The organism is Actinomadura sp. RB99, from assembly GCF_014706005.1.
In the GTDB taxonomy this organism is placed as follows: Bacteria; Actinomycetota; Actinomycetes; order Streptosporangiales; family Streptosporangiaceae; genus Spirillospora.
In genome coordinates this window covers 1-21,488 of the sequence record NZ_JABMCA010000033.1, presented here as the reverse complement: position 1 = coordinate 21,488, position 21,488 = coordinate 1, and the positions used below count along the sequence as shown (strand labels likewise).

The window sequence follows — 21,488 nt, the reverse complement described above, 5'->3', positions numbered from 1 at the left end:
GGCCCGGCGGACGCGGCGGCATCCGCTCAGGTACTCATTTCACGTCGAGGGTGACCGCGATCGGGCGGTGGTCGGAGTAGGCCACCGGCTCGTTGACCTGGTCGCGCCCGGTCAGCCCCGGCGTGACGAGCACCTGGTCGATCTGCTGGACGGGACGCGGCGCGGCGGGGAACGTCGCGAACGGCCGCGCCGCGGCGAGCGCGTCGGTCAGCCCCGCCCCGAGCAGGACCCGCCACGGCGCGCTGCCGGGCTCCAGGTTCATGTCGCCCGCCATCACGACCTGCCGGCCGCCGCGCGCCGCCTCCCGGGCCAGCCGGGCGAGCTGCTCGGCCTGCCCGAGGTCCGTCCAGCCGTCCGGCGGCTGCGTGTGCGTCGCGATCACCGTGAGGTCGCGGCCCTTCCACCGCACCCCCACGCGCAGCGCCTCCGCGCCGGTCGGGCCGCCCTTCACCAGCGGCGTGCTCCGGACGGACGTGACCGGCAGGTCGGTGAGCACCGCGTCGCCCCACACCTCGTCGCCGGCGGGCGCCCAGACCGCGCGGAGCCCGAGCCGCTCGGCGATCAGCCGGAGCGAGTCGCGGCCGCCGTTCAGCATCCACGCCCGGTCCACCTCGCTGAGCACCACGATGTGCGGACGCAGCCCGCGGAGCGCGTTCGCCTGGTCGGTGACGGTCATCGTGCCGTCCAGGCCGTAGCCCATCCGCAGGTTGTACGCGGCGAGCCGCAGCCCGCCGTCGTCCACCGGCCGCCACTTCGGCCCGGTGTCCCGCCACAGCGGGACCACCGCGACCGCGACGACGGCGACCAGCGCCGTGCCCGCCGCCCACACGCCGACCCCGCGCGGTTCCGCGGCGCGGGGCGCCCGGACGGCCAGCGCCGCCGTCCCGAGCGCGGTCACGACCGGCACCCAGCGGTTCGGCGTGCCCAGGTCGTAGGCGGAGTAGTAGGCGAACATCAGCACGACGAACAGCAGCCAGCCGCCCGCCATCGCCGTCCCGCGCCGGCCGGGACGGTCCGGGCCGGGGACGCGCGCCGCCCAGCCGAGGCAGCCCGCAAGCCCGAGCTGCCCGAGGACCTGCGCGCCGACCGTCCAGCCCGGCGAGACGCCGTGCACGCCGTCGACCGTCGCCCGTCCCGCCGCGAACCCCAGCGCCGACAGCACGAGCCCGGCCGCCGGGACGAGCGGGTGCCGCGTCCAGAACCGCGGGCGCGCCGCCACCGCCACCGACAGCACCGCCACCGCGGCGATCAGCGCCGCCGCGACCCCGCCGGACCAGCCCGCGCTCGCCTGCGCGTGCCCCGGGTTGCCCGTGTAGACGCCCCAGAGCAGCACGGACAGCCCGGCGCCCAGCCACACCCGGGGCGCCGCCGGCTCCCCGTCCGCCTCCCGGTGCCGCGCCAGCGCGACCGCGAACAGCGCGAGGTAGACCAGCAGCGGGATCCACGGCACGACGCCCGCCCGCCACACGAGGTCGATGCCCTCGATCGCCGCCTGCAGCGCCGTCGCCACCGCCAGGCCCGCCACGAAACCCGTCATCGCGGGCGCCGTGTCCCGCGCGGTCATCGCGGTGGCGACCAGCCAGACCAGCCCGGCGAGCAGCCCGATGCTCGCGGTGTAGAGCTGCGGGTCGCCGCCGTCGGTGGCCTGCAGCGCGATTCGCGCGACGATCAGCGCCGCGCCGCCGCCGAGCGCCAGCCGCCGCGCCGGGACCAGCCGCGCCAGCGGCACCGTGAGGAACGCGGCGACGAACCACGACAGCGCGTACGCGCCCATCACCTCGGCCGGCGTCTCGCCCGCGCTGCCGACCAGCGTGATCAGCGACGGCAGGAAGACCCGCAGCACGTCGGCCAGGACCAGGACGCCGAACAGCACGTCGAACCGGATGCGCGCCACGGGGCCTCCCTCAGCAAGAATGTGAAGGAGTCTCACGTATAGCCCGGTGCGGGCGCAATACCCGCGACGATCTTCGTGCGGCCGTCAGGCCTTGGCCGGCTGGACCTCCGCCTCCTCCGACTCCGCCCGCGTCGCCCCCGGCCCGTCCGGGGCCTTCCGCCGCCCCCACGCCAGCGCCGCCGCGAAGCACGCGAACGGCACCGCGGGCAGCATGTACCGGTAGTCGAAGTCCACCGTGACCGGCGGGATCGCCAGCAGCGTCACCGACGTCACCCACAGCAGCGCGATCTCCCGCCGCCGCCCGCGCCGCCGCAGCAGCAGCCCCGCGAGCCCCGCCAGCAGCACCGCGCCGAGCATCGTCCCGCGCACGAACACCTGCTTCTGGTACGCGCGCAGCCAGCCCGCGAACGGATCGACGATATGCGTCCGCCCCGACCCGTGCCCGTACTCCCGGACCACCGAGACCCGGTCACCGCCGCCGATCAACGGCAGCGGCTTCTCCCCCTGCGCCCAGGGCCGCGTCGGGAAGTGATACCGCGCCTCCGTCCCGACGGTCGGATAACGGTGCCGCTTCCACGAGAACGTCCGCACGAAGAAGTCGTAGGAAACGGCCTTCGCATAATCGAGCGGCTGCGTCCGGATCGCCCACAGCGCGAATTCCTGCGCCTGCTCGTTGGTCCTCTCGTCGAACGGCTTCCCGTTCGTCCAGCCCGTCGGCGAGTTCTCCACCCAGATCTGGTGCGACGCCGCGGGGCGCTCGTCCGGCGACCCGTACGGGCACAGATGCGCCAGGTCCGCCGGCGGCCTGTGCCTGTCGCAGTCCGCGAACGTCGACGTCCGCCCCCACAGGAAGATCCCGTCCACCCCGGTCATCCCGAACCGGCCGTAGTCGGAGTGGAACCACACCGCGTACCCGCCCAGCGGCAGCACGAACGCCGCCGCCAGCGCCGCGAACGACGTCCACCGCACCCGCCTCAGCAGCAGGTACAGCAGCGCGATCACGAACAGCGGAACCCCCACCGTCCGGGTGACCGCCGCCACTCCCAGCAGCGCCCCCACCAGCCCGGCCCGCCGCCACCCGGCCCCACCCGGCCGCGCCAGCAGCAGCATCGCCCCGAGGATCAGCACGGTGAACACCGTGTCCGACAGGACGAGATGCTCCAGCTCCGCCTGGTAGGCGTCCAGCAGCAGCGGCGCCACCGCCAGCGCCGCGACCCACCGCCGGACCCCGAAGTTCCGGACCAGCGCCGCGTACCCGACGACCGCGATCCCCACGATCGCCGCATGCTGGACCGCCGTCACCAGCGCCAGGCTGTGGAACGGCTTCAGCCCCCACAGGAACAGCCCGTAACCGGACGGCCGCAGCGGATGCGGGAACGGGCCGTCCGCGATCCGCAGGAAGTCGAAACTGTCGTTGAACCACAGCGCCGGCGGGAACCCCAGCACCACGAACACGCGCAGCACGATCCCCGCCAGCAGCAGCACCGAGAACGACCGGTTGCCCGCCACCGCGGCGCGCACCGGCCCGAACCTGAGGCGGCCGAGAACAGGGGAGAGCAACACCGGGACCCTAACTGTGGACGTCCGCGCCACGATAGCGCCTGTCCCGCGAGCCACCACAACGATCATCGACCCGCGTCCCCGCCCCGAAGCCCGCCCCCTGAAGCCGGGCCCGCCCGATCACCCGTCCAGCACTTGGATCACGGGTGCGGACCCTTCGTTGACCGTCCCCATCGCCTCCTGCGACACCCCGGCCCTCGTACCGGTGATCCGCATCGGGCCGATCGGCGTGACCAGGTACCTCCCAGGCGCGAGGACGTCCTTCCTCGGCACCTTGAGCGTGAAGGTCTGGGTCCACCGGCTGAGGAACGAGCACTCGGCGGGGACGTAGGGTTCCGCCCTCGCGGTCATCCTGCTCTTCGCCGGAATCGGTACGGCACCGGTTCCGGTGGGCAATTCGTGCCGGCTCGCCGGTGGGATTCTGTAGAAGTAGAGGACGTATCCGTCGGTCGAAGGGTTGTCGCTATGCCACCCGAAACTGTAATTTCCGGTGACATCGCTGCGTTTCGTCTTCTCGCCGAAACATTGCCGCCGGCCGTTGGGAAGGTATTTGCCGCCTGACGGACTGCGGGCGCGGAACTGTTCCACGAGGCGGAGTGTGGTGCCGGCCTTCATCCGCGCCGGCCTGACGGTGAGGGTGAGATCCATGTACGGAGTCTCGGAGGCCGGCATGTACGGCTGCCCCGTGAGGACCCCGGGGTGCGTCCAGTACGCGTGGATGCCACCGTGGCTCACGCCCCCGACCTCGGGCCCGGCGGGCCAGAGCACCCAAGCCGCGATGGCTCCCCCGACCCCTACCCCGGCGATGGTCGCCGCGCCTTTCGTTCCACCGATCTTGGTGAGCACGCCCTTGGACGTCGAGGCGCCGGCCTTGGCCGCGAAGTCCGCTGAGGCGGCGCTCTGCATGTACCCGGCCGCGGCGTGCCCGGCCGCTCCGGAGGCCATCGCGCCCACGCCGGTGGAGGAGGCGCCCTGAGCGAGCAGCCCGCCACCGAGCACGGCGAGCGGGATCGCGGCTCCCACCGCCGCTGCGACGGCGCCGAGCGCGATGACCCCTCGCCGCTCCCAATCCGGCCCGTACTCCCGGACGGCGAGCGCCTCGAGTTCGCTGACGAACTCATGCGCGTTCCACATGCGCTCCGCGGGATTCTTGGCCAGGCCATGCTCAACGAGCGGTCGCAGTGCCTCGGGCACCTGCTCCAGAGGAGCCGGCGCACTGGTGTGCTGGGCTCGGAGCGCTTCCATGGTCGTGCCCTGGAAGGGCTTCTCGCCGGTGACGCATTCCACGAAGACGCAGGTCGCCGCGTAAAGGTCCGTGGCCGGAGTGGCGGGTTCCCCTGCCCACTGTTCGGGTGCCATGTACGCGGGCGTTCCGGCCCGGTCCCCCTGACCGGACAGGACGGCGATGCCGAAGTCGATCAGCTTGCTCTGGCCGTCGTCCTGGACGAGCACGTTCGCCGGCTTGTAGTCGCGGTGGACGACACCCACCGCATGTGCCGCCGCCAAACCGAGCAGCGAGCCCTTCAGCATCGCCAGCCCGGCTTCCGGTGAGAGAGGCTCACCGCGTTCGTCCAATACCCGCCGCAGCGACCGTCCGGGGACCGCTTCGAGGACGATCGCGGCTCCCTGCGGCGATTCGACGTAGTAGAACAACCGCGCCACATGCGGATCGACCACGCGCCTAAGCAGTTCGGCCTCGCCGCGGAAGGTCCCCCGCGCGACGGTGTCGCCCAGCAGTCCGGGAGCCAGGTACTTGATCGCTACCGCGGGGCCGCCCGTCTGGTGCCGCGCGAGGACGACCGTGCCCTGCGCCCCCGAGCCCAGTTCTTCCAGCCGGACGTAGCCGGGTACCTCCCAGCCGGGCGGCTGGTCCGTCACTGGCTCGTGGTGGTCTGGATCTCGCCGACGACCAGCGGCGTTGCCGGGGACGGCACCGGGTGGGGCGGAAGGTCGCCGCCCGCGCTGTCGCAGTCGGCGCCCTCGCAGGTCCAGTGGACGTTCCAGGTGATGGTGGCGGTGATCTCATAGGCGCCGCCCGGCTGCGAGGCGGAGGATCGCTGGTACGTGTAGCTGCAGGTCTTGCCGTCTTCGCTGCCCGCGTTGTCGCACGTCAGGCTGATCGCGTCCTGGCCCTCGGGCTTCCCCAGGTTCCAGGTGACGGACACCGGCGTCGCGACCGCCTGCACCGTCTGGGCTCCTACCGTGATCGGCTCGGTCTTCACGACCTTGAAGCCGTCCACCCAGAGAGCGGTCTTCAAGCGCACGAAGGTCTTGCCCTTGGGAGCCGTGTAGACCTTGGGCACGGGGAACTCCGCCGTGTCCATCGCGGATGCCAGGAGATCGGCCGTGGCAGGCGCCGCGGGCTGCAGCGGAGCCTGGTTCCCGGGAACCTGGACGAACCCCGCCCCCTGGTTGGGGTTCAGGCCGACCGGGTCGGGCGCCACCACCGGGCCGCCGTCACCGCCACCGGACCCTCCGCCCGATCCGCCCCCGCCACCCGGCGAGCCGGGCTCGTGGACGGTGATTCCGCAACTCAGCTGGCCGGGATCATCGCAACCGCCCGCATGAGCGGGAGATGCGGCGAGGAACGGGGCGAGCAGAACCGTCATCGCGACGGCGCCGGCGAGCGTGCGGCGGCCGGCGAGGGTGTGGACGGACATCGCGTGTCCTTCACTGCGGGAGGTCAGCATGAGCGGTCCCGGGTGGTCGCGGCGACCTTCCAGGTACCCGAGTCGTACTGGACGGTCGTCCTGTAGACGTAGGCGCCGCCCGGCCCGCCGCCCGTCCGCTTGCCCGTCCTGGCGGAGTAGCGGTAGCCGGCGAGGGTCTTCACGCAGTCGAGCACGTAGACCTTGGTGCCGTCCTTCGACTGGGCGTAGACGCGCGGGTTGAGCGTGTTCGTGAACCGCCAGATCTCGCCCTTGGCCTTGGTGGACTCGATGTCCTTGGTGAGCTGGGCGAGGAGGGGGTCCATGGCGACGGCGGGGAGGCCGCTGGGGTCGTTGGTGGCGTAGGCCTGCTTGTAGGCGGCCTGGTAGGCGCGGTAGCGCTCGATGACCGTCTTGTAGAGCTGCGCGGTCGGCACAGCGGACGGGACGGGCGCGGTGGTGGCGGGGGCGGTGCCGCCGGTGTCGAAGGTGCCTTCGGGGCTGAGGGCGCCGGACGACGGGTGGGACGCGCCGCAGCCGGTGAGGAGCGCGAGCGGGACGGCGGCGGCGAGCGGAATCGCGGCGCGCTGGAGCCGTGGCGGGGAGGAACGGACCAACCGGGCGCGCATCGCCATCCCTGAGCGGCAGCCGACAACGGGGCGGAATACGCGCGAAAGCTTACAGAGATGGGTGTGGCGAGAAAAGGGATTCGTTGCGGGGCGTTGACCTCGATCTTGGTTGAGGTTGCATGCTGGAGGGAGGAATCGTGAACGGAGGGGCGCTGTGCGTGCGGTGTGGCTGAGGGAGTTCGGTGGTCCGGAGGTGCTGGTGCCGGGGGAGGCGCCGGATCCGGTGCCCGGCGACGGGCAGGTGCTCGTCGCGGTTGAGTACGCGAATGTCACCTTCGTGGAGACGCAGATGCGGGCCGGGAACGGGCCGCAGCCGTTCGCGCCGCAGCTCCCGATGGTCCCGGGCAACGGTGTCGGCGGGACGGTGGCGGCGGTGGGTCCGGGGGCCGATCCGAGGCTGGTCGGGCGGCGGGTCGTGAGCAGCCTGAAGGGCAGCGGCGGGTACGCGGAGCTGGCGGTGGCGGACGCGGAGGGCCTGTTCGAGGTGCCGGACGGGCTGCCGCTGGACGAGGCGGTCGCGCTGCTGGCCGATGGGCGGACGGCGACGCTGATGATGCGGGCGGCGCGTCCGGCGAAGGGGGAGCGGGTGCTGGTGGAGGCGGCGGCGGGCGGGGTCGGGACGCTGCTCGTCCAGCTCGCGAAGGCGGAGGGCGCGGTGGTGGTCGCGGCGGCCGGGGGGCCGCACAAGACGGAGACGGCGCTGCGGCTCGGCGCGGACGAGGCGGTCGACTACCGGGAGCCGGGCTGGAGCGAGGGTGTGGGCCCGGTGGACGTGGTGTTCGACGGTGTCGGCGGGGACGTGGGGCGGGAGGCGTTCACGCTGCTCCGCGCGGGCGGCCGGATGGTCAGCTTCGGGCTGGCGAGCGGCGAGTGGGCCGGCGTCCCGGAGGAGGCGGCGCAGGCGCGGCAGGTCGCGCTCGTCCAGCCGAAGCCGTCGCCGCAGGAGATCCGCGACGCGGCGCGGAGCGCGTTGCGGGAGGCGGCGGCCGGACGGCTGCGCCCGGTGATCGGGCAGCGGTTCCCGCTCCAGAACGCGGCGGACGCGCACGCCGCGATCCAGTCCCGCGCGACCACGGGGAAGACGCTGCTGGTGGTCAGCGGACCTTCGTGAGGAAGAGGCGCAGGGCGGTCTCGTAGGCGGACGGGTCGACGTTCCACGCCTCGGTGTGGTCGCCCTGCGCCGCGATGTGCGTGACCATGCCGGGCGGCGCCGTGCGGGCGAAGGTGAACGCGGGGCCGTTGGCGACGGTGGCGTCGTCGGCGGTGGTGAACAGCAGGGTCGGCGTGCGCAGCTTGGGGGCGTAGCGGCGCTGGTCGTAGTCCTTCAGGTCGATGCCGATGCGCCGTTCGAGGACGGTCTTGGCGACGCTGGTGACGAACGCCGGCAGGTGGCGGGCGTCGCCCTGCTTGTCGAGGGTCGCGTTCCAGTCCATGACGGGGGAGTCGAGGACGACGCCGCGGACGAACGACGGGGCGTGCCGCAGCGCCGTCATCACCATCGCGCCGCCCATCGACCATCCGTACAGGACGACGCCGGTGGCGCCGTTCGCGCGCGCGTACGAGACGGCGGACTCGACGTCCTTCCATTCGGTGTCGCCCAGGTGGTTCTTGTGGTCGCGGGACTTCGGCGCCCCGACGTCGTTGCGGTACGCGATCGACAGCATGGGCAGGCCGAGGCCCTGGACGGTCCGCATGGCGCGGAACGTCTCGGCCTTGTCGGCGTTGCGGCCGTGCACGGCGATGACCCAGGTGTTCTTGGGGGACGACCCGGGCAGCAGCCACGCGGGCATGGCGCCGAGCTCGGTCGGGTAGGTGACGTCCTTGAAGTCGAGCCCGAGCGCCGATCGCGGGTCACCGGAGTACACCCAGTGGTCGATGCCGGCCGCGGCGCCCTTGACGGGCGTCCCGTGGGAGACCGACAGCACCTTCCGGACGACGTGGTCCTCGCCGCCGCCCACGACGGGGCCGAGCAGGGCGCGGCCGCCGTGCTTCCAGACGAGCGCCCACGTGCCGGGGCGCTCCGTCTCGGGCTCGCGGGGGAGCGTGACGGTGCCGTCCGAGACGTCCTCGATGGTGAACGGGTACTCGGCGGAGTGGTCGACCTCGGTGGCGACGCCCGCGAAGTACCAGCCGACGCCGCCGACCGCCGCGCACAGCAGTACGGCGACCGCGGTGATCGTCGCCATCAGGACACGGGCGCGGCGGCGGCGCCGCGCGGCGGCCGGCCGGCCGGGCGGCGCGGGGGCCGCCGATTCGGGGGCATCGGTGGACACGACATAGGACGTTAGCCCACGTCCCAGGGGACTCCGGGCGCCTCGACGGCCATGCACCCGAGCGTCCGTGACGCCGGGTCCCGCCGCAATGGACCGATCCGTGCGGTTAACCTGCCGCTCAGGTTCCATCGGGATCACATGAGGGGACGCGCGGGTGACGGGGCAGAGCGAGCGGATCGCGGAGATCGAGGAGCGGATCGTCCGGTTCGCGCGGCAGACCGCGCCGCCGCGCTGGCGCCGCATCGACCTGCGGTGCGCGGCGACCGTGGTGGCGAGCGACGTGACCCTGACGATGCTGACCGGCGAGAACGCGGTGGTGCCCGCCGAGGTCGTCCCGGACGAGCTGTCGGCCCTGCTGGTGGAGCTGCGGCGCGCGCACTACCTGTCGGAGCAGGGCACCTGGTTCTCGATGCTCGCGATCGTCGAGCCCGCCGCGTCGCTGTTCCTCTACAACGACGCGTTCGACCCGGGGTGGGACCCGCCCGCGCCCGTGGAGGCGTGGCGGCGCGACCAGATCGTGATGCCGCGCGACGGCGCGAACGTCCCGGGCTGGCTGCGCGACCGGCTGGAGGGCCGGGAACCGGCCGAGCCCGCCGAGCGGCCCGTCCCGGCGCCGCTGGACCCCGTCGAGCAGACGGAGCTGCTGGCGGGCCCGTTCACGGTGCTGGTCGCCGACCACGCGCCGCCGTTCTGGGAGCGGATCTCCGGCCACTACCAGGCGGTCGGCGGGCATGTGGAGTTCCCGCCGATGACGGTGCGGAAGGCGGACGGGACGACCGCGTCCTGGGCGCCGCCCGGCGCCGCGGCCGGGCTGCTCGACCGGCTGCGCGCCGGGACCCACGCGTTCCAGGGCGCCACCTGGTCCCGGATCGACGTCGAGGTCGTGTACGGGGACGGCGACGTGCGGTGCCGCGCGAGCTTCACCTATGACGAGGAGCCCCGCTGGGCTTCCGAGCCGTCCGCGGACGACGTCCGGCGCGAGCTGGAGCGGCTCCCGCGCCGGGACGTCCCGGAGTGGATGACGCGGCGCCTGGGCCCCGCGCCGGTCGCGCCCCCGCAGCCGACGCGGTTCGAGAGTCCGGTGCGGAAGGCCCGCGTGTTCGACCGGGCCGGGACGGACGGCGGCCCGCCCGAGGTGTCGCGCCCGCCCGTCCCGCCGGAGGAGGCCGAGCGGGTCGTCCGGTACCTGGAGGACGCGCCGACCGTCATGGCGGCCCGGTCGAGCGCACCCGACCTGCTCGATCCGGCGCGCGGCGAGCGCGTCCCGCTCACCTTCCACACCGACGGCGCGTGGGTGTGGTCGGGGGCGGTCGGCTACTACCTGCGCGAGCACGGCGTCCCGCCGGAGCCGGACCTGGTCGCGCACATCCGCGCGCGCCGGTTCGCGGTCCCGGCCGTCGGCGACGACGCGATGGACGCGGCGAGCGCCGCCGCGATGGGGCGCACCGTGCCGCGCGGCATCCGGACGGAGCCCGAGCCGGAGCAGTGGCTCGCCCTCCTCCAGAACCGTCTGGACGCCCTCCAGGTCGATCGTGCGCGCTACCGGCTCCGCGGCGAGGAGGACGGGGCGTGGTGCCTCGTCCAGGAGAAGGCGGGCTGGACGGTCTTCCACCTCGACCATGGTGAAAGGACCCGGCAGGCCGCTTTCGACGACGGGGAACAGGCCGCCGCGTATCTCCTCGGCAGCCTGCTCATGGTGGTGCCGCAGCAGCAGACCATCGAGATTCCGAAGATCCAGCCGTTGAAGGGGGAGCCGCCGCTCTCTCTCCTGCGCGACCGTCAGATCACCGAGCTTTCCGCAGGAACCGAGGTGGACCGCTACGGAGGCCACGGCGGGAACACCGCCTACGCCGCGCGCACACCGTTCCCACAACGCTCGCTGCCCGCAGACTGGCAGGAACGCGAGTACCACGTGTACCGGCTACTGCGCCCCTTGCAGGCCCTTACCGGAACCGCGGTGCCGTGGTTCGAGCAGCCCGGTGGCGGGACGGCGTACGTGTTCGAACGCTCGATCGCCTACCTCCTCGCCGACGGCACCCTCCTGGAGGTGCACGACTGAGGGCGGTGCCGGTGTGCGGCGGTTCCGGTGTACGGCGGGCCGGTCTGCGACGGTGCCGGTGTACGGCTCGGCTAGGCGGCGCCGATGGCGGAGACCAGGCCCAAGGCCAGCGTCAGGTCGAGGTGGATGAACGTCTCCAGCTTCGCGCCCGGCGGGACGTCCGGGTCCGCGGCGATCTCGTCGAGGACGGCCAGTGCGGCCGGGCTGTCCAGGTCGTTGCCGAGCGCGCGCTCCGCCTTGCGGGCGTAGTCGCGGTCCATCGGGCGCCCCGGGCTGCGCGCCCACCCCGCGACGAGGTTCCGCCACGCGTCCAGCCGCGCGGCGGCGGTCATGAACCGGGTCGCCGTCAGTACGAGCGGGTCGCGGTACGGCGCCTCCAGCATCGCCAGCCGCGCCGCGAGGGGGTCCATGGACGCGTTCGCCATGACCGAGTACCAGTCGCCGGTCTCGTGCGGGACGAGCACCCAGTGCCCGGCGACGTCGACGTTCGTCGAGGAGGCGATGTAGAGGTCGGCCTCCGGCGGCGGCGCGTCCCAGCTGAGGAGCTCGAACGGCGCGATGTTGTAGTCCGTCCAGTCGCGGTCGTGGACGGACAGGTCCGGCGAGCACGCCACCGGGACCCCGCGCCCGGCGCGTTCGGCGACCCGCCGCAGCAGGTCGGCGACCACGAGGGCGCGGTGCCCGGCCCCTTCGAGGACCTGGACGCGCAGGACCCGCCCCGGCGGGACCTCTTCGGCCTGCCCGGTGCGATGGTCGTAGAGGCGCATGCCCCCAACCCTAAGCAACCCGCCCGAACCGCCCGCCTTCCGGCCCCCGGTCGACCGGGCCGCCGGTCAGCGGGCGGACCCGTCCGGCGCCCCCGCAGGGGCGGGCGCGGGCCCCGGCACCGGCCCTGGTGCAGCCCCTGGCACAGGCCCTGGCACAGGCCCTGGAGCGGGGCCGGGAGCGGGCGGCGCGGGCTCGGGCGCGGAGGCGGCCGACGGGTTCGGCGGGACGGGCGGAGGCTCGGGCATCGGCGGGGCGTCCGGCTTGCGGACGGCCGCGAACCGCAGCCGCACGTAGTCGGCGACCCAGCCCGACTCGCGGCGCAGCGCCGGCGCGGCCAGGTCGTTCACCCGGCTGAGCAGCGGCTCGACCAGCTCCGGCGGGACGTCGGCGAGGGCCCCGGCGGCGTAGGCGCGGACCCAGTCGGCGGCGCCGTTCGGCCCCTCGGTCATCTGGCTCGGCCGCTCGGCGTGCTCCAGCAGCCGCAGCGTGAAGCCGGCCTCCTCCAGCTTCGTCGCGTACTCGGCCGGGCTCGGGAAGTACCAGGGCAGCTCGGGCTCGCCGAGGCCGAAGACGCGCCAGGCGGTCTGCATGGCGGCGACCAGCTCGGCGCAGTTGCCCTCGCCGCCGAGCTCGCCGACGAACCGGCCGCCGGGCCGCAGCGCCGCGTGCACCTGCGCGATCACCGCGTCGGGGTCGCGGGTCATCCAGTGCAGCGCGGCGTTGGAGGCGACGGCGTCGCAGGCGTCGGTGATGGTGAAGGTGTGCGCGTCGCCCAGCATGAAGGAGATGCCCGGGTTCAGCGCGCTGGCCTGGGCGACCATGTCGGGGTTCCCGTCGATGCCCAGCACCTCGGCCCCCCGGGCGGCGATCTCCGCGCTGAACGCGCCGGTGCCGCAGCCGAGGTCGATGATCCGTTCGCCTGGCTGCGGGTCGAGCAGGTCGACCAGGGGCGCGCCGTGCGCGGAGACGTACCCGAAGGCGGAGTCGTACGTCACGGCCCAATTCACTGTCGTAATTTATCGGACATGTGATCGGCGGGTGCGCGGTTCCCCCCGCTCAGGCCCTCCGGGTGACCCGCGTCACGAGCGCCCGTCCCGTATCGTCCGGGCCATGGACAAGCCCGATGTCGTGCGGATCGTCGGCGCCGAGCGGCCGGACGGCCTCGCCCTGCGCACCGCCGGGCTCGGCGAGCGCGGGCTGCCGGAGCTGCGTGCGGACGGCCTGCCGCCCTACCTCGGGCAGGGCTGGGCGCGCGTCCTCGGCGAGGCGGCGCGCGTGCTCGCCGCCTCCGGCGGCCGTCCGGCGGAGCTGGCGCTCGCGCCGGACGTGACGGTCCGGCTGCGGCCGGAGGAGGACGGCGCGGTCACGCTGCTGCCGCCCGCCGGTCACGAGGGCGGCCTGGACGAGTGGCGCCGCGACGTGGTCCTGCGCATGTTTCCGGCCGCCCGGGTCTGACGCGCCCCCGCCGGACTTCCTAGAATCGCATTCGGAAATCCGCCGGCGCGAGAAGGGGACGCACGTGGCCTACGCCGAGATCGAGTACGAGGTTCAGGACGGGATCGCCACGGTCACCCTGAACCGCCCCGACAAGATGAACGCCTACACCTTCACGATGCGCAACGAGATGCTCGACGTCTTCGACCGCATCGACGCCGACGACGACGTCCGCGCCGTCGTGGTGACGGGCGCGGGCCGGGCGTTCTGCGCGGGCGCCGACCTCAGCGGCGGTGGTGGCACCTTCGACAAGGAGAAGTCGAAGGACATGTTCGCCGGCGAGGACGACGTGCTGGAGGACGGCACCCCGCGCGACGGCGGCGGCACGGTCGCGCTGCGCATCGCCCGCTGCCTCAAGCCGGTCATCGGCGCGTTCAACGGCGCCGCGGTCGGCGTCGGCGTCACGATGACGCTGCCGATGGACGTCCGGCTGGCCAGCGAGAAGGCCAAGTTCGGGTTCGTGTTCGCGCGGCGGGGCATCGTCACCGAGGCCGCGTCGAGCTGGTTCCTGCCGCGCCTGGTCGGCATCGCGCAGGCGATGGAGTGGGCCGCGACCGGCCGCGTGTTCGACGCGCGGGAGGCCCTGGACGGCCGCCTCGTGTCCCGCGTGTACGCGCCGGACGAGCTGCTCCCGGCCGCGTACGCGCTCGCCCGCGAGATCGCCGACAACACCTCGGCGGTGTCCGTGGCGACGATCCGGCGCCTCATGTGGTCGGGCCTGTCGGCGCCGTCCCCCTGGGACGCGCACGCCGCCGACTCCCGCCTGATGGCCGAGCTGGGCGGGGGCGCCGACGCCGTCGAGGGCGTCACCTCGTTCCTGGAGAAGCGTCCCGCCGCGTTCCCCATGCGCGTCAGCAAGGACCTGCCGGCGAACGTCCCCGACTGGCCCGTCCGCTAGCACCGCCCTGCGCGCCGCCCCCGCCTGCCGTCCGCGGTCCGCGAGGGCGGCGCGCCGCGCGTCAGGGCCGCCGCCCCGCGCCGTCGACGATCGCGGACACCTCGACCGCCTGCTCGTTCATGACGGTTCCGGCACGGATGATCTCGGGGCCGCCCCGCTTTCCGGGGAGCTTCGGAAGGCGCTGCTCCTCGGCCTGGACGATCCGCCGCCCGAGGTAGTCGTACGTCCCGAGGGCCAGCACGAACTCCAGCCGCTCCCCATCCCGGCCGGTACGGGAGACGGTGGTGCCGGGACGTCCGAGCGCGTCCCTCGTCCCCTCCTTCACCTGCACGCCCGGGATGCGGGCCAGCGCACGGAAGACGGCGGCGCGCCGCGAGTCCGGCGTGGACGGCCCCTGCCCGAGGAAGTCCGCGAGCCGGCCGAACACCCACTGGTCCCGGCCGTCCTCGCCGGTGTAGAGCCGCCCGCCGTTCTCGGCGTTGTAGGACGCAGCGCGCTGGTCGATTTTCGCCAGCAGCGCGGCCGGGTCGTCCGGCAGCGCGCGCAGGTAGTCGTACCACTGCGCGGGCGAGCGCTCCTCGGCGTCGCCGTCCCGGACCGTCCGCGAGACGACCAGCCGCGGCTTCCTGCCCGGCCCGGCGTCGTACCGGGCGGTCTCGCGGCCGTCGAAGCGGACCCAGCTCTCCAGGTGCCGCATGGCGGACGGAGCGCCCTCCATGCCCGCCTGATACGTCCTGGTGTAGACCCACTGGTGCGGCGCCGGGCGCCGGTCGGGGCGGCCCGCGACGGTCTCCGCGGCGCGTTCCAGGATCCGCGTCGCGCTCACCGGACGCGCGGCGACCGGCGGCGACGCGGAGTCCGTGCCGTCCAGGGCGACCGCCGCGACGGCCGCCGCAGCGGCTGCGGCGACCCCGGCCGCCAGCCCCGCCCGCCATGCCGCGACGAGCACGCGGCGCCGGCCGCGGGCCTCACGGACGAGCCGGTCGCGGCCGGTCGCCAGCCGCTCGGGCCCCGGTTCGGGCACCTGCGCGCGGAACGCGCCCAGTTCTTCGAGGTCGTTCATTCGCCCGTCCCTTCCTGCACGTTCGTCGGATCGGTCCCTCCGAGCGCCTCCCGCACCTTCCGCCGCGCTCGGTGCAGCCGGGACCGCACCGTCCCGACGGGGATCGACAGCGCCTCGGCGACCTGGTCGTAGGACAGGTCCGCCCACGCGACGAGCAGCAGCACGTCCCGGTCGCCCCGCGGCAGGCCGGCCAGCGCGCCGGCGAGCGGCCGGGAGGCGGCCGCCGCGCTCACCCGCGCGTCCACCCGGTCCATGGCGTCGGTCACCGGGTCGGCGCCGGTGCGGGCCAGCGCCCGCAGCATCCGCGTCTCCGCCCTGCGGTGCTTGCCGATGAGGTTCGCCGCGATCCCGTACAGCCACGGCCGCGCGTCGGGGCGCCCCGGGTCGTAGCGGTCGCGGCGGCGGAACGCGGCCAGGAACGTCTCGGCCACGACGTCGTCGGCGGCCTGCTCGCCGAGCCTGCGCGCGACGTACCGGTGGATGGAGGGCGCGTGCCGGTCGTACAGGGCCGCGAACGCCTCGGGGTGCCGCCCGGACCGCTCGATGAGGCGCGCGTCGTCCTCCGGCGGCGTGAAGCCGGCCGGCGGCGTGGTGGTGTCCGGTGGCGTGGTGCCGTCCGGCGGCGCCGGTGCGCGTGGACTGACGGTCATACGGCTCCGTCCTCTGCGGTGGGTCCGTGCGGGACGCCGCACGGTCACCCGTCATCACCCGCAGGGGCGGCGGGAGTTCACGGCCGCCGGGGAGGGCGGTGGAACCGGAGGGCGACACTTCTCTCACCGGGGGTGGCGCGGGGGGCCGGTACCGGCTGCATCATGGGGCTGCGTCCCCCCGTCGCGCCCCAAGGACGATCTTGGTAATCCGGACCTTGGTGACGTGTGTTGCGAGTGAGGCGCAGGGTAAGAAGCGGCCCGAGGCAACACGTTACGGGGGTGCGTGGTGCGGATCAGGACATTCGCCATCATCGCGGCCGGTCTCCTGCTCGTCTCGGGATGCGGCCACGCGGAGAAGCGGCAGGCGCGGACGGCCGGCCACCAGGTCGCGGCCGGGAAGAAGGCGCGGACGGCGCCGCACCCGCAGCAGCCGCCGGCCCAGCGGAAGATCGACTGCGACCGGACCAAGTGCGTCGCGCTGACGTTCGACGACGGTCCGGGCCCGTACACGAACGGGCTGCTCGACGTGCTGAAGAAGGAGGGCGTGCGCGCCACGTTCTTCCTCATCGGGCAGAACGTCGCCGCGTTCCCGGCCGCCGTGCGCCGCGAGGTGATGGAGGGGCACGAGATCGGCGACCACAGCTGGAACCATCCGCAGCTCACCGCGATGTCGCCGCCCGCCGTCAAGACGCAGATCCAGCGCACCCAGGACGCGATCACCAAGGCGTCCGGCGGGATCAAGCCGACCATCATGCGCCCGCCGTACGGCGCGACGAACAAGCGCGTCGGGCAGACCATCGGGATGCCGCTGATCCTGTGGAGCGTCGACACCGAGGACTGGCGCTACCTGAACACCGCCCGCGACACCCGGGTCGGGATCAAGGAGCCGCAGGCCGGCGGCATCATCCTGTTCCACGACATCCACAAGCCGAGCGTGAAGGCGATCCCGGCGGTCATCGCGGGGCTGAAGAAGCGCGGCTTCACGTTCGTCACGGTGTCGGAGCTGTTCCAGAACCGGCAGCTGAAGCCCGGCCAGACCTACTCCGAGCTGCTGCCGCCCAAGACCGCGTCCCCGGCGCCCGTCACGGCCAGCCCGCCGCCTCCCGGCTCGCCCGCCGGCCCCGCACCGTCGAGGTCCGGGCCCGCGCCGTCCAAGTCCGGCCCCGGGCAGCAGCAGGCCGAAGGCCACTGACGCTCCGGGGAGGCGCTCCGGCCCGGTCGCGCCGGCCTTCGCGCGAACGCCGTCAGACTCCGCGGCGCTTCGGCGGGGGCATGGGCGGGACGACCTTGCCCGCGACCACGATCTCCTCGGGCACCTCGACCAGCTCGCCGTTGCGACGGCGCACCTGGAGCGTCTTGTCGGACCAGGATTCGAGTACGCCGACCACGTCGCTGTACTCTCCCGTTGGCAGACGACGGCGCAGCGAGACCCGCTGACCCACGTCCGCGCTACTGATGGACACCACCAGGCGCGCGGCAAAGCGGCCAGACATGTGAGGACCCCCATGTCGAATCGACTGCGCGGTGGTGGCCATACTATTCACAGCGAGCTTGCGGTGAGCCGTGACGTGCGGCGGGGCCGGAAACCCGAGAGGAGTCACTGACGTGACCTACGTCATTGCGCAGCCCTGCGTGGACCTGCTCGACAAGGCATGCATCGAGGAGTGCCCGGTCGACTGCATCTACGAAGGGAAGCGTCAGCTCTACATCCACCCGGACGAGTGCGTCGACTGCGGTGCGTGCGAGCCGGTTTGCCCGGTTGAGGCCATCTACTACGAGGACGACGTCCCCGACCAGTGGAAGGACTTCTACAAGGTGAACGTGGAGTTCTTCGACGACCTGGGCTCGCCCGGCGGCGCCTCCAAGGTGGGCAAGATCGACAAGGACCACCCGATCGTCGCGGCGCTGCCCCCGCAGAGCCAGGACGACTGATAACGGGCTGAAACCGGCCGGTGCGGCGGGTCGCGACCTTTCGGGAGCGTCCCGGCGACGGTCATTGCGGTTCAACGCATCCGGGCCGTGGTCTACCGCGCATTCCGCGGGAGGCCACGGCCCTGCTGATTCGGGGCGCCCGCGCGTCCCGGCGAGGAGGGCTGGGTCTTGTTCACGCTGCCGGACTTTCCGTGGGACCGGCTGGAGCCGTACAAGAAGCGCGCGGCCGAGCATCCGGACGGCATCGTCGACCTGTCCGTGGGCACGCCCGTGGACCCGACGCCCGACGCCGTCCGCAAGGCGCTCGCCGAGGCGTCCGACGCGCCCGGCTACCCCGCCACCTACGGCACGCCCGAGCTGCGCGAGTCGGTCGCCGGCTGGCTGCGGCGCCGCGCGGGCGTGACCGGCGCCGACCCGGCCGCGGTGCTGCCCGTCATCGGCACCAAGGAGCTGGTGGCGTGGCTGCCGACGCTGCTCGGCGCCGGCCCCGGCGACAAGGTCGTCTTCCCCGAGCTGGCGTACCCGACCTACGACGTGGGCGCCCGGCTGGCGGGCGCGGAGCCCGTCGCGACGGACGGCCTGCTGAAGCTCGGCCCGGTCCGGCCGAAGATCGTGTGGGTGAACTCGCCGTCCAACCCGACGGGGAAGGTGCTGCCCGCCGAGCACCTGCGCAAGGTCGTCGCGTGGGCGCGCGAGCGCGGCGCGATCGTGGTCAGCGACGAGTGCTACCTGGAGTTCGGCTGGGACGAGGAGCGCCCGCCCGTCTCGGTCCTGCACCCGGACGTGTGCGGCGGCTCCCACGAGGGCCTGCTCGCGGTGAACTCGCTGTCCAAGCGGTCGAACATGGCGGGCTACCGCGCCGGGTTCGTCACCGGCGACCTCGCGATCGTGAAGCGGCTGCTGGAGGTCCGCAAGCACGCGGGGATGATCGTCCCGGCGCCGGTGCAGGCGGCGATGGTCGCGGCGTTCGACGACGACGGGCACGCCGACGAGCAGCGCGCCCGGTACGCGCGGCGCCGCGCCGGCCTGCGCGCCGCGTTCGAGCGGCACGGGTTCCGCATCGACCACTCCGAGGCGTCGCTGTACCTGTGGGCGACGCGCGACGAGCCGTGCTGGGAGACCGTCGGGCACCTGGCGTCGCTCGGCATCCTCGTCGGCCCCGGCGAGTTCTACGGGACGGCCGGCGCCCGGCACGTCCGCATCGCGTTCACCGCCACGGACGAGCGCGTCGCCGCGGCCGCCGCCCGCCTCTGACCCCGCCTCCGCAAGCCCGGAGACCACGTACGACCGGAACCCGGATCCGCCCTCGCGGATCCGGGTTTTCCACATGAAACCGGATCTTTCTCCTTTGCGTCTGATCGCGGTATGGGCGTGGACCGCCACAATCGGTAGGATCCGCAGGTCTCCGCCCGCTTTTCCGGGCGCGTCGATGGAGGGATGTCCGTGGGTGGTCCCGAGCTGGTGCTCGCGATAGCGCTGATCGTCGCCGCGGTGGCGGTGGTGGTCGCGGTGGTCGTGCTCGTCGTGGTGCTGAGCCGGCGCCGGTCGTCCCCGCCGCCCGCTCCGGCGGTGCCGCACGACCCGTTCGCGCCCGAGCAGAGCGTCGCCGGCGACCCCCGCACGCTGAAGGCCGGCGACATGGTCGAGTACCTCGGCACCCGCTACTTCGTGCGCGGCTCGCTGCGGCTGCGCGAGGGCGGCTTCACCTGGTCGGAGCACCTCCTGGACGCCGACACCATCGAGGGCCAGAAGGTGTGGCTGTCGGTGGAGGAGGACCCGGACCTCGAGGTCGTCTTCTGGACCGAGTACGAGATCGGCGACCTGCGCCCCGGCGACCGGACGGTCACCGTCGAGGGCGTCGAGTACCGCCGCGACGAGCACGGCACCGCCGACTACACCAGCGAGGGGACGACCGGGGTCGGCGTCCGCGGCCGCGTCGAGTACGTCGACTACGAGGGGCCGGGCGGCCGCTACCTGTCGTTCGAGCAGTACGGCGGCGGCCAGTGGGAGGCCGGGCTCGGCGAGCGCGTGCCCGCCGGCACCATGACCATCTACCCGGGCAGCGGCTGAATGCTGACCGTCCTCGACACCCCCTACCAGGACGCGCGCGCCGACGGGCTGTCGTACGCGCTCGGCCTGCCGCCGCTGGACGCGCTCGCCGTCCTGCCGGTGGAGCGCGGCGGGCTGACCGTCCAGCTGCGCCTGCTCGGCGCGTCCCACCAGGTGATCGCCGGGCCGCTCAGCGAGACCGTGGCGTGCCTGCCGGGGACCGATGCCGAGCCGCTGCCGGGCAGCGCCGCGACGACGCTGCCGGGCTGGTCCTACGCGTTCACCGCGACGACGGCCGTGCACCCCGACGACGCGGCGTTCGGCCGGGCCGTCGAAGGGATCTGCGCGCGGCTCGCCGACCGCGGCGACGCCCTGACCGGCGCCTTCCCCGGTTCGCGGTACGCCGTCACCGCCCTCGCCCTGGACGGCGCGGCCCTGGACGGCGCGGCCCTGGACGCCCTGGACATGCGCCCGGACGGCGCGGCCGCCGGCGGCGGGACGGGCGCGGAGAACACCGAACAGCGGGCCGGGATCGGCTGGCGCACCTGGCACGCCTACCCCCAGACCCGGGAGATCGTGATGACGCGGAGCCGGTTGGTGAGACCTACATGAACAGCACGCACCGGGCCGCGGCCGGCGGGGCGGCCGCCGTCCTGCTGGCCGTGGCGCTCGGCGGCTGCGGCGACTCGCAGTCGTCGTGGCTGGCCAAGAAGTACCACAAGATCGGCTACAACACCTTCCAGTCGTCGCAGTCCCCGCGGACGGTCGCGTCGGCGATCAACCGCAAGTTCAAGGCGATCGACCGCGTCGACGACCTCGCGACGTACGGCAACGGCGGCGGGGTGTTCCTGCGCTACCCGAAGCTGGTCGTCGGGGTGACGCCGTACGGCGGCGGCAGCCACATCACCCTCGACAAGCCGTCCGGCGGCTACAACCGCTACTACTCCCATGTCGGCCACCGCTGGAGCGCGCCCGGCAGTGGCGGCTGGAACAAGCACGGCATCGCGTCCTTCCGCGGCGGCGGTCCAGGGTCGGGCAAATGAGGAGCAACGGATGAATGACATGGCTCATGACATCGGCGCGACCTTCGCCTACGGCGCGGTCGGCATCGCGCTGATGGCGATCGGCTACCTGGTGGTGGAGGTGACGACGCCCGGCCGCCTCGGCCACCAGATCTGGACCGAGGGCAACCGGGGCGCCGCCCTGCTGCTCGGCGAGAAGCTCCTCGGCATCGGCGCGATCGTCACCACCGCGATCGTCACCAGCGACAACGACCTGAGCAACGGCCTGGTCGACACCGCCGTGTACGGCGCGATCGGCATCGTGCTGATGGTGGTGGCGTTCTACTTCCTCGACATGATCACGCCGGGCAAGCTGGGTGCGACGCTGGTCAACGGCGAGGCGATCCATCCGGCGGGCTGGGTGGTCGCCGCCGCCGACATCGCCGTCGCCGCGATCGTGGCCGGGGCGGTCTCCTGACCTCCCGCGACCTCGACCGGACGGCCCCGCCGCCGGCCGCCGCCCCGGACGCGCCGGCCGCGCCGGCCGCCGGCGCCGTCGGCGCGCCCGCC

Annotated in this window: 22 protein-coding genes; 11 read left to right on the top strand and 11 right to left on the bottom strand. The window is 73.6% G+C overall.

From position 1 onward, the window contains the following. Nucleotides 1–34 precede the first annotated feature (34 nt). The 5 genes from amrb99_RS26750 to amrb99_RS26730 all read right to left on the bottom strand — a co-directional run bounded on the left by amrb99_RS26750 (nt 35) and on the right by amrb99_RS26730 (nt 6,731). Nucleotides 35–1,894, bottom strand: coding sequence for an endonuclease/exonuclease/phosphatase family protein (locus amrb99_RS26750; RefSeq protein WP_190860982.1), 1,860 nt, complete (start codon nt 1,892–1,894; stop codon nt 35–37). A gap of 84 nt (nt 1,895–1,978) precedes the next feature. Next, entirely contained in the window at nt 1,979–3,454 is a 1,476-nt protein-coding gene (locus amrb99_RS26745) for a hypothetical protein (RefSeq protein WP_190860980.1), read from the bottom strand. A gap of 120 nt (nt 3,455–3,574) precedes the next feature. Continuing rightward, entirely contained in the window at nt 3,575–5,332 is a 1,758-nt protein-coding gene (locus amrb99_RS26740) for a serine/threonine-protein kinase (protein ID WP_190860978.1), read from the bottom strand. Next, nucleotides 5,329–6,114: a hypothetical protein gene (locus amrb99_RS26735; protein ID WP_190860976.1), complete on the bottom strand. Its 786-nt coding sequence runs from the start codon at nt 6,112–6,114 to the stop codon at nt 5,329–5,331. Before amrb99_RS26735 ends, amrb99_RS26740 begins: the two co-directional genes overlap by 4 nt. Before the next feature lie 23 nt (nt 6,115–6,137). Further along, nucleotides 6,138–6,731: a hypothetical protein gene (locus amrb99_RS26730; RefSeq protein ID WP_190860974.1), complete on the bottom strand. Its 594-nt coding sequence runs from the start codon at nt 6,729–6,731 to the stop codon at nt 6,138–6,140. A gap of 154 nt (nt 6,732–6,885) precedes the next feature. Between amrb99_RS26730 and amrb99_RS26725 the strand changes: the two genes are divergently transcribed. Beyond that, on the top strand, nt 6,886–7,842 hold the full coding sequence (locus tag amrb99_RS26725) for a zinc-binding dehydrogenase (RefSeq protein ID WP_190860972.1): 957 nt from the start codon (nt 6,886–6,888) through the stop codon (nt 7,840–7,842). Here amrb99_RS26725 and amrb99_RS53315 read toward each other — a convergent pair. Beyond that, nucleotides 7,826–9,004: an alpha/beta fold hydrolase gene (locus amrb99_RS53315; protein ID WP_190860970.1), complete on the bottom strand. Its 1,179-nt coding sequence runs from the start codon at nt 9,002–9,004 to the stop codon at nt 7,826–7,828. The genes amrb99_RS26725 and amrb99_RS53315 overlap by 17 nt on opposite strands. Nucleotides 9,005–9,158: 154 nt before the next feature. Between amrb99_RS53315 and amrb99_RS26715 the strand changes: the two genes are divergently transcribed. Continuing rightward, complete coding sequence (locus tag amrb99_RS26715) at nt 9,159–11,063, top strand: TNT domain-containing protein (protein ID WP_347256876.1); 1,905 nt, start codon at nt 9,159–9,161, stop codon at nt 11,061–11,063. Between the two features lie 71 nt (nt 11,064–11,134). On the opposite strand, the gene amrb99_RS26710 is transcribed toward amrb99_RS26715, so the two are convergent. Together amrb99_RS26710 and amrb99_RS26705 are read right to left on the bottom strand one after the other, a co-directional pair. Further along, entirely contained in the window at nt 11,135–11,830 is a 696-nt protein-coding gene (locus amrb99_RS26710; RefSeq protein WP_190860968.1) for a hypothetical protein, read from the bottom strand. A gap of 66 nt (nt 11,831–11,896) precedes the next feature. Further along, complete coding sequence (locus amrb99_RS26705; protein WP_347256875.1) at nt 11,897–12,826, bottom strand: methyltransferase domain-containing protein; 930 nt, start codon at nt 12,824–12,826, stop codon at nt 11,897–11,899. 115 nt (nt 12,827–12,941) lie between these two features. On the opposite strand from amrb99_RS26705, the gene amrb99_RS26700 reads away from it, so the two are divergent. Further along, the gene (locus tag amrb99_RS26700; RefSeq protein WP_190860964.1) at nt 12,942–13,286 is read left to right on the top strand and encodes a hypothetical protein; all 345 of its coding nucleotides are present in this window, start codon (nt 12,942–12,944) and stop codon (nt 13,284–13,286) included. 64 nt (nt 13,287–13,350) lie between these two features. Further along, nucleotides 13,351–14,223, top strand: a complete 873-nt coding sequence (locus amrb99_RS26695) for an enoyl-CoA hydratase-related protein (RefSeq protein WP_190860962.1) — start codon at nt 13,351–13,353, stop codon at nt 14,221–14,223. 61 nt (nt 14,224–14,284) lie between these two features. Here amrb99_RS26695 and amrb99_RS26690 read toward each other — a convergent pair whose 3' ends face one another. Together amrb99_RS26690 and amrb99_RS26685 are read right to left on the bottom strand one after the other, a co-directional pair. Continuing rightward, nucleotides 14,285–15,286, bottom strand: a complete 1,002-nt coding sequence (locus amrb99_RS26690) for a CU044_5270 family protein (protein ID WP_190860961.1) — start codon at nt 15,284–15,286, stop codon at nt 14,285–14,287. Next, the gene (locus tag amrb99_RS26685; RefSeq protein ID WP_190860959.1) at nt 15,283–15,936 is read right to left on the bottom strand and encodes an RNA polymerase sigma factor; all 654 of its coding nucleotides are present in this window, start codon (nt 15,934–15,936) and stop codon (nt 15,283–15,285) included. The genes amrb99_RS26690 and amrb99_RS26685 overlap by 4 nt, the downstream gene beginning before the upstream one ends. 286 nt (nt 15,937–16,222) lie before the next feature. On the opposite strand from amrb99_RS26685, the gene amrb99_RS26680 reads away from it, so the two are divergent. After that, nucleotides 16,223–17,128 carry a polysaccharide deacetylase family protein gene (locus amrb99_RS26680; protein WP_347256874.1) on the top strand — a complete coding sequence of 302 codons (906 nt, stop codon included), beginning with the start codon at nt 16,223–16,225 and terminating at the stop codon, nt 17,126–17,128. 52 nt (nt 17,129–17,180) lie between these two features. On the opposite strand, the gene amrb99_RS53310 is transcribed toward amrb99_RS26680, so the two are convergent. Continuing rightward, entirely contained in the window at nt 17,181–17,324 is a 144-nt protein-coding gene (locus amrb99_RS53310; RefSeq protein ID WP_347256873.1) for a hypothetical protein, read from the bottom strand. Nucleotides 17,325–17,541: 217 nt separating this feature from the next. Here amrb99_RS53310 and fdxA point away from each other — a divergent pair, with 217 nt between their 5' ends. The 6 genes from fdxA to amrb99_RS26645 all read left to right on the top strand — a co-directional run bounded on the left by fdxA (nt 17,542) and on the right by amrb99_RS26645 (nt 21,396). Next, nucleotides 17,542–17,868, top strand: coding sequence for a ferredoxin (gene fdxA / locus amrb99_RS26670; protein ID WP_190860953.1), 327 nt, complete (start codon nt 17,542–17,544; stop codon nt 17,866–17,868). Between the two features lie 168 nt (nt 17,869–18,036). Continuing rightward, complete coding sequence (dapC, locus tag amrb99_RS26665) at nt 18,037–19,122, top strand: succinyldiaminopimelate transaminase (protein ID WP_190860951.1); 1,086 nt, start codon at nt 18,037–18,039, stop codon at nt 19,120–19,122. A 183-nt stretch (nt 19,123–19,305) separates the two neighbouring features. Next, entirely contained in the window at nt 19,306–19,938 is a 633-nt protein-coding gene (locus amrb99_RS26660; protein WP_190860949.1) for a DUF4178 domain-containing protein, read from the top strand. Next, nucleotides 19,939–20,529 (top strand): DUF2617 family protein, encoded by a 591-nt coding sequence (locus amrb99_RS26655; RefSeq protein ID WP_190860947.1) that lies wholly within the window; start codon nt 19,939–19,941, stop codon nt 20,527–20,529. After that, a complete protein-coding gene (locus amrb99_RS26650) occupies nt 20,526–20,960 on the top strand; it encodes a DUF4247 domain-containing protein (RefSeq protein ID WP_190860945.1) in 435 nt (144 codons plus the stop codon). The genes amrb99_RS26655 and amrb99_RS26650 overlap by 4 nt, the downstream gene beginning before the upstream one ends. A 10-nt stretch (nt 20,961–20,970) precedes the next feature. Further along, a complete protein-coding gene (locus tag amrb99_RS26645) occupies nt 20,971–21,396 on the top strand; it encodes a DUF350 domain-containing protein (protein ID WP_190860943.1) in 426 nt (141 codons plus the stop codon). The last annotated feature ends 92 nt before the right edge of the window (nt 21,397–21,488 follow it).

Coding starts and splice junctions, on each gene's coding strand:
- amrb99_RS26730 (WP_190860974.1), bottom strand. CDS start 6,731: ATGCGCGCCCGGTTGGTCCGTTCCTCCCCGCCACGGCTCCAGCGCGCC.
- amrb99_RS26710 (WP_190860968.1), bottom strand. CDS start 11,830: ATGCGCCTCTACGACCATCGCACCGGGCAGGCCGAAGAGGTCCCGCCG.
- amrb99_RS26645 (WP_190860943.1), top strand. CDS start 20,971: ATGAATGACATGGCTCATGACATCGGCGCGACCTTCGCCTACGGCGCG.
- amrb99_RS26650 (WP_190860945.1), top strand. CDS start 20,526: ATGAACAGCACGCACCGGGCCGCGGCCGGCGGGGCGGCCGCCGTCCTG.
- amrb99_RS26660 (WP_190860949.1), top strand. CDS start 19,306: ATGTCCGTGGGTGGTCCCGAGCTGGTGCTCGCGATAGCGCTGATCGTC.
- amrb99_RS26690 (WP_190860961.1), bottom strand. CDS start 15,286: ATGAACGACCTCGAAGAACTGGGCGCGTTCCGCGCGCAGGTGCCCGAA.
- amrb99_RS26700 (WP_190860964.1), top strand. CDS start 12,942: ATGGACAAGCCCGATGTCGTGCGGATCGTCGGCGCCGAGCGGCCGGAC.
- amrb99_RS26735 (WP_190860976.1), bottom strand. CDS start 6,114: ATGTCCGTCCACACCCTCGCCGGCCGCCGCACGCTCGCCGGCGCCGTC.
- amrb99_RS26655 (WP_190860947.1), top strand. CDS start 19,939: ATGCTGACCGTCCTCGACACCCCCTACCAGGACGCGCGCGCCGACGGG.
- amrb99_RS26685 (WP_190860959.1), bottom strand. CDS start 15,936: ATGACCGTCAGTCCACGCGCACCGGCGCCGCCGGACGGCACCACGCCA.